We start from the raw sequence: 12,372 nt of genomic DNA, 5'->3' as shown, positions 1-12,372 counted from the left end.
CTATGCCCGGCCGATAATTCACGGGTTGCAGAACGGGAACTGATGGAAAGCCATACAAGCCAAAGCCGCAGAAAAACCGGTTCTACGCGCGCCATTCTGCTGGTTGCGCTGGCTGCGTTCATTCTGGGCGCGTCTTTGGTTGGCTATGTCGCCTATAAGGTTGATGGTGACTGGAGCAGGCTGACGCCGTCCGGAAAATCGGCGCAGATCGCAATGGGGCTGCCTGATGGCGCAGCGCCTGCCGCAACCCGGGCGCCCGGGTTGCCAAGCCCTGAAGAAACCCAGGCGGCCGTTGCTGCCAGCGAAGCGGTGGAACGGGTTTCTCAGCAACAGGGCGGTCTGGACCAGCGGCTGGCCGCGGCAGAACAGCGTCTGGCGCGGCTTGACCTTCAATCGCAGGCCGCAACCGGCAATGCCGCCCGCGCCGAAGGGCTGCTGATTGCCTTTGCCACCCGGCGTGCCTTGGAACGGGGCGCGGAACTTGGCTATCTGGCTGACCAGTTGCGCCTTCGTTTCAGCGATGCACTGCCCAATGCTGTCAGCACGGTGATCGAAATTTCGCGCAATCCGGTCACACTGGATCAGCTGCTGGCGCAGTTGGATGGGTTGGGGCCGGAATTGTCTGATTCAACCGAGGAACCTTCCTTTGACCGGTTCCGGCGCGAATTGAGCGAATTGTTCATCGTCAGGCGCGAAACGGCGCCATCGCCCCAGCCGGAACGCCGGCTGGAACGGGCTCGCTATTTCCTGGAAAGCGGGCGAGTGCGGGCAGCCATCGAGGAAGTGAAAATGTTGCCGGGTGCCAGCCGCGCCTCGCGGTGGATCAGGGATGCCGAAAGGTATGACGCAGCCCAGCGGGCGCTGGACCTGATCGAGACATCAGCCGTGCTGGAACCGCGGCGCTTGCGCGATGGCAGCGGGCAGCTGGTCGAACAGCCAAGCCCCGTCAGCCAGAGCAATAATCCATAAGATAGTAACTCCGGCACAGGCCAAAGCTGAATACAATCGTCAGTATTGCAGCAATTCGGGCATATCGCCTGTCACGCCGCGCGCTTCGTCCATGAACCAGTTTTTCAGCACCGGTGTGCGCTGGATGCCCGCCATGCCCAGACGCCGGATGGCCGATGCCGTACGGCCCGGAACGCCAAACAGTCTGGTCAGCCCATCTGTTGCCAATGCCACGGTAAAGGCATCCAGCCCGCGCCATTTTTCATAACGCGCCAGCAATTGCGCATCACCTGCTTCCAGCCCCAGTTTCATGCCATCTGCCAGAACCTGCACCAATGCGCCCACATCGCGCAGGCCAAGGTTCAGACCCTGTCCGGCGATGGGATGGATGCCATGGGCAGCATCGCCCACCAGCGCCAGACGCGGCGCGGTGATGCGGGCAGTATGGTGGAAGCCGAGCGGGAAGGATGATCGCGCCGCCACCGAAGTTACTGCGCCGAAAATATCACCCATGCGCTTTTCCACTTCGGCCAGAAACGCCCGGTCGGACAGTTTGAGAACGCCAGCGGCATCGGCTTCGCTTACTGTCCACACCAGCGCGCTGCGATGGCGGCCATCGGCATCATCCAGCATCGGCAGCAGGGCAAATGGCCCTTGGGCGTAGAATATTTCCCATGCCACATTTTCATGCGGCAATTCATGGGTCAGCCCGGCAATGATGGCCCGGTGGGTATAATCCCATTTGGCTACCACCAGCCCGGCTTCCTCACGCGTGGGTGAATTGCGCCCTTCCGCCGCGATCATCAACCGGGCCGCCACTGTGTGCCCGTCTGCCAAGGTGGCTTCCACGCCGTGTTCGCCGCGGCTGCGGGCGGTAACTTCGACTTTTGAATTCCACGAAATCAACGGTTCAGCCTTGGCCGCTTCAAACAGCGCCAGCCGCAATTCGCGGTTGGCAAACATCCGCCCGAGCGATCCTTCATGCGGTTCTGGCGTAAAATCCAGCCGTCCCGGGCGCAATTGGTCGGACACGGCGATGGACTGGATGGGGCAGCCATGCGGTTCCAGCCGTTCAGCCAGGCCAATATTGGTAAACAGATTCCAGCTGGCAGTTGAAATGGCCGATGCGCGGCCATCGAACCCATCTGCGGTCAGGTCAGCCGGATCGGCGCGGTCCACGACATGGCTGCTGATGCCTTTTCTGGCTGCGGCCAGCGCCAGGGTCATCCCGACAAGGCCGCCGCCCAATATCAGAAGATCACGCTTTTCGCTCATGGTCAGTCTCGCCGCCTTTTATTCAACGCAGGATGCAACATCTCCTTGGCCATGACCGCGTGGTCGTGCAAGGACAATGCCGCCGATGGACAAGACTATCATCCCGATCAGACTGGTGCAGAAAATTCTCGCGCTGATGGCTGTGGCTGTAGCTCTGGTCATGGCGCTGGCGGTTCCTGCAGTCGGGGTCGCGCAGGAAGCAGCGCGGCCGACCCATATTGCAGCGCAGCTTGCCGCCGAAGGGCCAATAGCGGCGGGGCAGACAGTAATGGTGGCCATTCATTTTACACCGGATGATGGCTGGCACGGATATTGGCGCAATCCCGGCGATGCTGGCTATGGAATGCAGCTGAAGTGGCAATTGCCCGCCGGTTGGCAAGCGAGCGAGCCGGAATATCCCGTGCCCCGTCAATTGCTGATCAGCGGGCTGATGAACCACGTTTACAAAGGCCCATATGCGGTGCTGGTGCCGCTGCACGTGCCTGCTGGCACGCTGCCGCAAACAGGCGTTCCGATTGCGCTGGATGCGCAGTGGCTGGCCTGCACCGATGTCATTTGCGTGCCCGAAAATGCTCAGCTGCAGTTTCGGCTGGCCACCAGCGGCACAGCATCCGATGCGCCGCGCTTTGCAGCCTGGCGCGCGGCAATACCGGCGCTGCTGGACCAGCGTGCTGCCTTTGAAATTACGGATGAATTGCTGCGTCTTGCCATTCCGGTGCCGGCCACCCTGCCGCTGGAACGCCCGCATATCTTTCTCGGCAGTACTGACATCATCAATTATGCCGCGCCGCAGCGTTTCAGCCGCAGGGGCAACCAGCTGATTGCGGAAATCCCGTTGGCGCTGCGCGGTGATGCGCCGGATGCTATCGAAGGCATTCTGGCGTTTGACGAGGATGATGGCGTCCACTTTGGCGCAGACAAAGGGGCGGTCGGTGCCGCTGGCGTTCCTGTGGCCCCAAATGGCGCTATGCTGCCATCGCTTTTGGTGCTGCTGCTGGGCGCGGCGGCAGGCGGGCTGCTGCTGAATATCATGCCGTGCGTCTTTCCCATTCTCAGCCTCAAAGCCCTCAGTCTTGCCCGCGCTGGCGAAAATGAACGGCAGGCGCGCAAGGAAGCGCTGGCCTATAGTGCCGGCGTCATTCTGGCGTGCACCGCACTGGGCGGACTTGTGCTGGCACTGCGCGCAGCGGGCGAACAGGTGGGCTGGGCGTTCCAGTTGCAGGAACCCGGTGTGGTGGTGGGCCTGCTGGTGCTGGCGGCGGCCATCACGGCCAATCTTGCCGGTATGTTCGAACTGCCATCTGTATCTGTCACACGTAGCGGAGAACCGGCCAGCGCATTTGCGACAGGCGTTCTGGCAGCGGTGGTAGCAACGCCGTGCACCGGCCCGTTCATGGCCGCCGCGCTTGGCGCAGCGCTGCTGTTACCGCCGGTAGAAGCCATGGTGCTGTTTGCTGCGCTGGGCCTTGGTCTGGCGCTGCCGTTTCTGGCGGTCGGCTTCATCCCTGCCGTGCGCCGCCTGCTGCCTGCGCCGGGGCCATGGATGGCACGTTTCCGCCATATCATGGCCATACCCATGGGGCTGACAGCGGCCGCGCTGGCATGGCTGATATGGCGGCTGGCAGGGGCCGAATATGCGTTTCTGGCCATCGGGATCAGCGCCGCAGTGGTGGCATCGCTGGCTGCGTTGGGCAGCGGGCAGCGTGCTGGCACAAGATCGCTCCGCTTTACTTCTGTGGCAGGTATTATCGCTGCCATTGTGCTCGCATTTGGGCTGGCTGATGCGTATGATCCGCCACAATCGGCGCGGTCTGAAACCGCCTTGATTGATGCGAAACCGTTTTCGCAGGCGCGTCTTGATGCTGCGCGCAGCACTGGCAAGCCGGTGTTTGTGTGGTTTACCGCGGACTGGTGCCTCAGCTGCAAGGTCAACGAAAGCGTTGCGATCGAGCGCGAGGCAACGCGTGATGCGTTTGCGAAGGCAGGGGTCATCGCACTTGTCGGGGACTGGACCCGGCGCGACCCTGAAATTACCCGTTTTCTGACCAGCCATGGCGCCGCGGGCGTGCCTTTATATCTGTGGTATCCGCCGGGCGGCAGCGCGCAACAGCTTGGTCAGGTGCTGGGGCCTGAAACGCTGGTTACTTTGGTTGGTACTGGACCTGTTACTGGGCCGATTTCGGGGCCAATTTCGGGGGAGCGGCAGCCATCTGTTTCTGGCGGCACGCTTCTACCAGCTGGCTCGGCATCGGGCTCGGATTAAGGTCCAGCATTCCGGCGCCGGGCAAGGTGGCAGTGATCTTGCGTGTGCCTGTCAGCACTTCGCTGCGCGGGTCATCTGCAGAAACAGATCCTTCCCACAACCACGCCTGCCCGTTCCATTTCGCATCGACCGGCAGGCGCGCGATATGGCCATTGCCAATCAGCGCAAGCAGCGCCTTGGCCCGCGCATCTGCCGGGGCAAACCGGGTGATATGGATCTGTGCAGCGCCAGCGGCATTCACGTCGCACGCCAGCGCGAGGAACGGCACTTGGCCTGGAATACCATAGACAATCCGGTCAGCCGTGGTTTGCGCCCATACTGCATCTGTCGCGTCGGGCGATGGCAGGGGTTCGCCCACAGCGGCGCTGGTTTCGGCCAGATCAACCCGCTCGACATAATCATCGGTGGCGGGCGGCTTGCAGGCACACAGCGCAAGCACGGCGCACATGGGGATCAGACGCATCGCCATATTCTCAATTTGCCAGCGTCTTGGCGGGCATGAAAGCGGGACGGGGCATGGCGAGTTTTCTTGTCATAGATTTCGCCTATCGCTTCCGGTGCCCTGCGGGCAAGCGCCAACTGCGGGGTGGCAATCATTGCGGCGAAAATTACGGCCTCAATGCGCGGCAAGGCCGCCTCATTTCTTCCATTTGCGCTGGGTTTGCCCGTAACGCATCTTGCGCGTTCCGGGCTTGCCTTCATTGGACCTGCCCACCAGCGGCGCTTTTTTATCGCCATCGGGGATGCCCAGCTCATCTGCTTCCAACCGGCGGATTTCATCGCGAATCCGGCCTGCTTCCTCGAATTCCAGATCAGCGGCGGCATTGCGCATCCGCTTTTCAAGGTCTTCGATATAGCCGCGCAGATTGTGACCCACCATATTGTTGCGCGCATCATCACCCGTGCCGATGGTAACCCCATCCTGGCTGGCAGTATGGGCGACAATATCCTGGATGTTGCGTTTGATGGTGGTCGGCGTGATGCCATGTTTCACATTGAATTCGTGCTGTCTTTCGCGCCTGCGGTCGGTTTCGGCAATGGCCCGTTCCATGCTGCCGGTCATCCTGTCGGCATAGAGAATAACACGCCCGTCCACATTGCGCGCCGCACGGCCAATGGTCTGGATGAGCGATGTTTCAGAGCGCAGAAAGCCTTCCTTGTCCGCGTCCAGGATCGTGACAAGGCCGCATTCGGGAATATCCAGCCCTTCGCGCAGCAGGTTGATGCCCACCAGCACATCATACACGCCCAGCCGCAAATCGCGGATCAGCTCGATCCGCTCCAGCGTTTCCACGTCGGAATGCATGTAACGCACCCGCAGGCCCGCTTCGTGCATGAATTCGGTGAGGTCTTCTGCCATCCGCTTGGTCAGCGTGGTCACCAGCGTGCGGTAACCATTGGCCGCGACCTTGCGGCATTCCTCGATACAGTCCTGCACCTGATCTTCCGTCGGGCGGATTTCCACCGGCGGATCAATCAGGCCGGTGGGCCGAATGACCTGTTCGGCAAAAACGCCGCCGGTCTGGTCCATTTCCCAATTTCCGGGCGTGGCAGACACGGCAAAGGTCTGCGGGCGCATCGCGTCCCATTCGTTGAAGCGCAACGGCCGGTTGTCGATACAGCTGGGCAGGCGGAAGCCATATTCCGCCAGGGTCAGCTTGCGGCGGTGGTCGCCCTTGGCCATCGCGCCGATCTGCGGCACGGTCTGGTGGCTTTCATCGACAAACAGCAGGGCGTTTTCAGGCAGATATTCAAACAATGTCGGCGGCGGTTCGCCCGGCAGGCGGCCGGTCAGGAAGCGCGAGTAATTTTCAATCCCGGCGCAACTGCCAGTGGCGGCAATCATTTCCAGGTCAAAATTGGTCCGCTGTTCCAGCCGCTGCGCTTCCAGCAACTGGCCTTCGGCGTGCAGTTCCTTCAGCCGTTCTTCCAGCTCGAACTTGATGGCCTGGCTGGCCTGTTTCATGGTCGGGCCCGGGGTCACATAATGCGAATTGGCATATACACGGACCTTTTCCAGGGCCGCGCCTTTCTTGCCCGTCAGCGGGTCAAATTCGCTGATGCTTTCGATGTCATCACCAAAAAAGCTGACGCGCCATGCCATGTCTTCATAATGGCTGGGGAAAATTTCCAGATTATCACCGCGCACCCGGAAATTGCCGCGCGCAAAGGCGGCGTCATTGCGCTTGTATTGCAGGGCCACCAGCTTGCGGATCAATTCGCGCTGGTCGACCGTATCGCCTGTCTTGATGTCGAAGATCATCGCCGAATAGGTTTCGACAGAACCGATGCCATAGAGGCAGGACACAGACGCCACGATGATGACATCGTCGCGTTCCAGCAGGGCGCGGGTTGCCGAATGGCGCATCCGGTCAATCGCCTCGTTTACCGAGGATTCCTTCTCGATATAGGTATCGGACCGCGGCACATAGGCTTCCGGCTGATAGTAATCGTAATAGCTGACGAAATATTCGACCGCATTATTGGGGAAGAAACTTTTGAATTCTCCGTAAAGCTGGGCCGCCAGAATCTTGTTGGGCGCCAGGATCAGCGCGGGGCGCTGCAAGGTTTCGATGATCTTGGCCATGGTAAACGTCTTGCCGGAGCCGGTAACACCCAGCAGCACCTGCGTCTGTTCGTCATCCTTGGTCCCTGCCACCAGTTCGGCAATCGCCGTCGGCTGGTCGCCGGCAGGTTCATATTCCGACACCAGTTCGAACCTGCGGCCGGGCATGGATTTTTCGGGCCGCTTGGGCTTGTGAGGTTTGAAATCTCTGGAAGTATCGGGTTCTTCCAGGCCGCGGCGAATGACGAGTTCTGACATGGCTGTGCATATGGGGAGGATCACCTGCAACAGCAAGAAGTTGGCACAGCGTGAGGAAACGGGTATTTGAGAAGGCATGAGCAGGATGGGAAAACTCGGGATGCCGCCTGCCACATGCGCGACGTGGCACAGATGAGCATTGAAGGCACCAGCCTGGCCGAGCGGCTGGCTCTGGCGCGGGAAGCTGCGCCCGAGGATGTCCGCTCCCCTTCCATCTTGCGCCTGCTGGCAGAAACGCAGGCGGTGATCGAACCATTCAGGCGGCTGGGCCGACATATTGATATCCAGCCGGCGGAGCAGCCCCGCAAGGTGATGCTGTTGCCCGGCTTTGGCACTCACCCCATCAGGATGCGCTATATGGCGCGGCAGCTTGAACGCGCTGGCCACAAGGTAAAACGCTGGGGCATGGGGTTCAATCTGGGCCCGACGCCGGAAAACTTTGCCATATTGGAACAGCGCCTGCTTGATCTGCATGACCGTTATGGTGAACCGGTGGTGCTGGTGGGATGGAGCCTGGGCGGGCTGTTCGCGCGCGAACTGGCCAAGCGCCATCCTGAAGCAGTGGCCAAGGTGATTACGATGGGATCCCCGTTTTCGGGCAGCCCGCGGGCCAATAATGCGTGGCGTATTTACCAGTTTGTCACCGGACATAGCGTGGAAACGCCGCCTGTTTCGCAGGATGTATCGGGAAAACCGCCCGTGCCCACCATCGCTTTCTGGAGCGCGCGCGACGGCATTGTCAGCCCCCGTAGTTCCTGCGGCAGGCAAGGCGAGCGTGATCGCGCGGTGGCGCTGCGCTGCACCCATATCGGCTTTGCCTATTCCGAAGAATCGATCCTGGCGGTTTTACGGGAACTAGAAGTTAGTTGAACCTTTGGGTTTAATAATGCGGCAGTTGCTTTAGGTAACGGGCTTGCGGACAATCACACCATCAGGGGGTTCATGACTGAGGCAGCGGCCAAATTTGACGAGATGCACAAGCCGGACGGCAGCATCCGCCCTGCCTATGGTGAATATTGCAACTGGCATGAAGAGCAGCAGTCCGATTTTCTGAGGCGCAAGCATTTCGAAGCGGAAGGCAGCTTTCGCCGTACCGGTATCACTTTCAATGTGTATGGCGAAGACGAAGCCGAGGAACGGCTGATCCCCTTTGACATGGTGCCGCGCATCATTGATGCGGGCGAATGGCGGCGGTTGACCCGCGGTATCGAACAGCGCGTGCGTGCGCTTAATGCATTCATGTATGATCTGTATCACCGGCAGGAAATCATCCGGGCCGGGCGGGTGCCGGAACGGTTGTTCCGCAATAATGACGCGTGGCTGCCCAATATGGTCGGCTTTACCCCGCCGGGCGGGGTTTACACGCATATCGTTGGTATCGATCTGGTCCGCACTGGGCCGGATGAATGGTATGTGCTGGAAGACAATGCGCGCACGCCATCGGGTGTCAGCTACATGCTGGAAAACCGCGAAACCATGATGTCGATGTTCCCCGAACTGTTCACCCGCGTCGGCGTGGAACCGGTGTCGGATTATCCGCGCCGCCTGGCCAAAAGTCTGGCTGCCTGCGCGCCATCTGTAACCCAGGGCAAGCCGGTGGTGGCCGTGCTGACGCCGGGAATTTTCAACAGCGCCTATTTCGAACACGCTTTTCTGGCGGACCAGATGGGCGCGGAACTGGTGGAGGGCACTGACCTCAGGGTCATCGACGGCCGTGTGGGCATGCGCACCACCCGCGGTTTCAAGCCGGTCGATGTTATTTACCGCAGGGTTGATGATGATTATCTCGATCCGCTGACGTTCAATGCCGACAGCGTGCTGGGCATTCCCGGCATCATGGATGTGTACCGTGCAGGCGGCGTCACCATTGCCAATGCGCCCGGAACCGGTGTGTGCGATGACAAGGCGATTTACAGTTTCATGCCGGAAATCGTCGAATTCTATACCGGCGAAAAGCCGCTGCTGCCCAATGTCCAGACATGGCGCTGCTCGGAAGCGGACAGCCTGGCCTATGTGCTGGACCATCTGGCTGATCTGGTGGTCAAGGAAGTCCACGGGTCCGGCGGCTATGGCATGTTGATCGGCCCCACCTCGTCACGCCGCGAACTGGCGGATTTCCGCAAGAAGCTGGAAGCAAACCCCACCAATTATATCGCGCAGCCCACGCTGGCGCTGTCCACGTGCCCCATTTTCACCAAGAAGGGCTTGGCACCGCGCCATGTCGATCTGCGGCCCTTCGTTCTTGTCTCGCCGGATAATATCGACATTACGGCTGGCGGCTTGACGCGGGTGGCCATGAAGAAGGGTTCGCTGGTGGTAAATTCCAGCCAGGGCGGCGGCACCAAGGATACTTGGGTGCTGAAGGACTGATGGCGCGCTTTACGGATAAAGGGGCCAGCCAATGCTAGGCCGCACAGCCAATGGGCTGTTCTGGATGTTCCGCTATCTGGAACGGGCGGAAAACACTGCCCGCCTGCTGGATGCAGGGCTGCGCATGGCGTTGACGCGTGATCTGGTCAGTTCTGAAGAAGAATGGCGCTCGGTCATTCAGACTGCCGGACAACGCAGGGCTTATGAAGCCAAGCACGGCACCTATACCGGCGTGCAGACGTGGAATTTCATTCTGCGCGACAAGGATAATCATTCCAGCGTCATGCAGATGTTTGATCAGGTGCGGACCAATGCGCGCCTGTCCCGCAATGCGATCAGCAGCGAATTGTGGGAAGCGATCAACGAAAGCTGGATGCAGATCAAGGATATGCTGGCGCGCCCTGTAACCCAGTCCACCGTGGGGCAGGTGGTTGCCATGGTCAGGCGCGGCGGCACGCTGGTGCACGGCGCCATGGCCGGTTCCATGCTGCGCAGCGAAGGCTATCATTTTGCCCGCGCCGGCACATTTCTGGAACGTGGCGAAAGCACGGCCCGCATTCTGGACATCAAATATTATCTGCTGCTGCCGTCATTTTCCTATGTCGGGTCAACGCATGATACGGGCCAGTGGGACACTGTCCTGCGCTCTGTTTCGGGTGACCGGGGCTACCGTTTCCTCAATGCCGGGCAGATTGATGCGCGCGGCATTGTGGAATTCCTGCTGCTGGATAACCGGTTCCCGCGCAGCCTGGCATTCTGCCATTCGGCGCTGCGCGATAATCTGCGGGCGCTGGCAAAAATCCATGGAGCAGAAGGGTTGAGCAATGAACTTATGCGGGATGCCGATACGCGGCTGGCAGACATGACCGTGGATGAAGTGTTCGAGATGGGCCTGCACCGGTTCCTGACAGATTTCATGAGCAGCAATGCCGCCATCGGCAGTGCCATCGCCGAAGACTACCGGTTTACCGCGTAAGCCATGCGTCTAGCCATCCGCCATACCACCCGATATAATTTCAACGAGCCGGTCGTTCACGCATTGCAGCGGCTGCGGCTGACGCCGAAAGCCACCCAGGGCCAGCAGATCGTGTCGTGGGACATGCATTATGAAAATGCCATCCGCGAACTGGAATATGATGATCAGCATTTTAACCGCGTAACGCTGGTGTCGGTCAAACCGGGCACAAGGGAAGTGGTCATCCGCTGCGAAGGCGTGGTGGATACGCAGGATAATTCCGGCATGATCGGGGCCCATTCCGGCCATCTGCCCCTGTGGTCATTCCTCAGCCAGACAAATCTGACCAAACCCGGCCCGCGCGTGAAAGAACTGATCAAAAGTATTTCAGCCCACTCTGCCGACAAGGTGGGGCTGTTGCACGCCCTGTCATCCCGCATTCTGGAAACGGTGGAATATCAGATCGGCCAGACCGGGGTTGAAACCACCGCTGAAGAAGCCCTGATACAAGGCGCAGGCGTGTGTCAGGATCACGCGCATATCTTCATCGGCGCTGCGCGCGCCATGGACATTCCGGCCCGTTACGTCAGCGGCTATCTCATGATGGACGACCGGATTGAGCAGGAAGCAACGCATGCATGGGCAGAAGCCCATGTCGATGGGCTGGGCTGGGTCGGGTTTGACGTATCCAACGGGATCAGCCCCGATCCGCGCTATGTGCGGGTGGCCACGGGGCGCGATTACCGCGATGCCGCGCCCATTACGGGCATCAGCTATGGCGGATCATCGCAGGCCCTGGAGGTCGAGGTGTCGGTCGAGCAGCAGCAGGTAGAACAGTAAGCCCTGCCGCATTTGCACTATCGCCATGTGGCAGTAAACGTTCTCGACCTTTGAACAGGCAGAAGCCGGCGCCCAGCAGACGCGTCCGGACGAAGGAAAATTGTAATGACATATTGTGTGGGAATGCTGGTCGAGAAAGGTATCGTGATGATGAGCGATACTCGGACGAATTCGGGCGTCGACAATATCTCTGTCTTTCGCAAAATGTTTCACTGGAACGTGCCGGGGGAACGCATCATTTCGGTAATGACCGCTGGCAATCTGGCGACCACCCAGGCAGTTATCAGCCAGTTGGAAGAACGCACCAAAACTCCGGACGACCGCATCAATACGCTGCTTGGCGCCCCCACCATGTTTCAGGTGGCGACAGAAATCGGAAAGCTGGTGCGCGAGACAATCAGCGAACGCCAGTCAGCCAACGGCCTTACCGGAAAAGGGAAGTTCACCGCGTCTGTAATCGTGGCAGGCCAGATTGCCGGCATGGAACCGCGCCTGTTCATGGTATATCCGGAAGGCAATTTTATCGAAGCCAGCTTCGACACGCCGTTTTTCCAGATTGGGGAAACCAAATATGGCCGGCCGATCATCATTCGCGGATATGACCGTTCAATGAGCTTTGAAGATGCGGTCAAATTGCTGATTGTGTCGTTTGATTCCACTCTGAAGGCGAATTTGTCAGTGGGCTTGCCGCTTGATTTGATGGTGATTGAGCGGGACGCATTCGCGCCGACGCATGAAAAACGAATCGCGCAGGATGACCCTTATTTTCAGGCAATATCATCCAGTTGGGGTGATGCGCTCAAATCCGCCTTCCATTCCTTGCCGGATTACAGCTTCTATTCCAAGTAGTACTACGTAGCGGAAAATGCCTAGGGGTTAATGCGATAGGGATTGTTG

Annotated in this window: 10 protein-coding genes; 7 read left to right on the top strand and 3 right to left on the bottom strand. The window is 59.7% G+C overall.

What is annotated here, in order from left to right; translation table 11 throughout:
- Window positions 1–42 precede the first annotated feature (42 nt).
- Window positions 43–969 (top strand): MICOS complex subunit MIC60, encoded by a 927-nt coding sequence (locus GRI44_RS07795; RefSeq protein WP_160600918.1) that lies wholly within the window; start codon window positions 43–45, stop codon window positions 967–969.
- A 39-nt stretch (window positions 970–1,008) separates the two neighbouring features.
- Here the strand turns inward: GRI44_RS07795 and GRI44_RS07790 are convergent, their stop codons facing one another.
- Window positions 1,009–2,223 (bottom strand): FAD-dependent monooxygenase, encoded by a 1,215-nt coding sequence (locus GRI44_RS07790; protein WP_160600915.1) that lies wholly within the window; start codon window positions 2,221–2,223, stop codon window positions 1,009–1,011.
- A gap of 85 nt (window positions 2,224–2,308) precedes the next feature.
- Between GRI44_RS07790 and GRI44_RS07785 the strand changes: the two genes are divergently transcribed.
- Window positions 2,309–4,486 (top strand): protein-disulfide reductase DsbD family protein, encoded by a 2,178-nt coding sequence (locus GRI44_RS07785; RefSeq protein WP_160600913.1) that lies wholly within the window; start codon window positions 2,309–2,311, stop codon window positions 4,484–4,486.
- Here GRI44_RS07785 and GRI44_RS07780 read toward each other — a convergent pair.
- Both GRI44_RS07780 and uvrB read right to left on the bottom strand, forming a co-directional pair.
- Window positions 4,389–4,955, bottom strand: coding sequence for a hypothetical protein (locus tag GRI44_RS07780; protein WP_160600911.1), 567 nt, complete (start codon window positions 4,953–4,955; stop codon window positions 4,389–4,391). The two genes, GRI44_RS07785 and GRI44_RS07780, sit on opposite strands and share 98 nt — an antisense overlap.
- A gap of 168 nt (window positions 4,956–5,123) precedes the next feature.
- Window positions 5,124–7,310, bottom strand: coding sequence for an excinuclease ABC subunit UvrB (uvrB, locus tag GRI44_RS07775; protein WP_160600909.1), 2,187 nt, complete (start codon window positions 7,308–7,310; stop codon window positions 5,124–5,126).
- A gap of 132 nt (window positions 7,311–7,442) precedes the next feature.
- Between uvrB and GRI44_RS07770 the strand changes: the two genes are divergently transcribed.
- The 5 genes from GRI44_RS07770 (at window position 7,443) to GRI44_RS07750 (ending at window position 12,324) form a co-directional block, all read left to right on the top strand.
- A complete protein-coding gene (locus GRI44_RS07770) occupies window positions 7,443–8,180 on the top strand; it encodes an alpha/beta hydrolase family protein (protein ID WP_202386163.1) in 738 nt (245 codons plus the stop codon).
- Between the two features lie 72 nt (window positions 8,181–8,252).
- Entirely contained in the window at window positions 8,253–9,680 is a 1,428-nt protein-coding gene (locus tag GRI44_RS07765) for a circularly permuted type 2 ATP-grasp protein (protein WP_160600905.1), read from the top strand.
- A 31-nt stretch (window positions 9,681–9,711) separates the two neighbouring features.
- Window positions 9,712–10,656, top strand: a complete 945-nt coding sequence (locus tag GRI44_RS07760) for an alpha-E domain-containing protein (RefSeq protein ID WP_160600903.1) — start codon at window positions 9,712–9,714, stop codon at window positions 10,654–10,656.
- 3 nt (window positions 10,657–10,659) lie between these two features.
- Window positions 10,660–11,475 (top strand): transglutaminase family protein, encoded by an 816-nt coding sequence (locus tag GRI44_RS07755; RefSeq protein WP_160600901.1) that lies wholly within the window; start codon window positions 10,660–10,662, stop codon window positions 11,473–11,475.
- Between the two features lie 105 nt (window positions 11,476–11,580).
- On the top strand, window positions 11,581–12,324 hold the full coding sequence (locus GRI44_RS07750) for a proteasome-type protease (RefSeq protein ID WP_160600899.1): 744 nt from the start codon (window positions 11,581–11,583) through the stop codon (window positions 12,322–12,324).
- Window positions 12,325–12,372 lie beyond the last annotated feature (48 nt).

This window comes from Allopontixanthobacter confluentis (assembly GCF_009827615.1).
Taxonomy (GTDB): domain Bacteria; phylum Pseudomonadota; class Alphaproteobacteria; order Sphingomonadales; family Sphingomonadaceae; genus Allopontixanthobacter; species Allopontixanthobacter confluentis.
The sequence above is the reverse complement of the archived record's forward strand: the minus strand, read 5'-3'. Positions and strand labels throughout refer to the sequence as shown.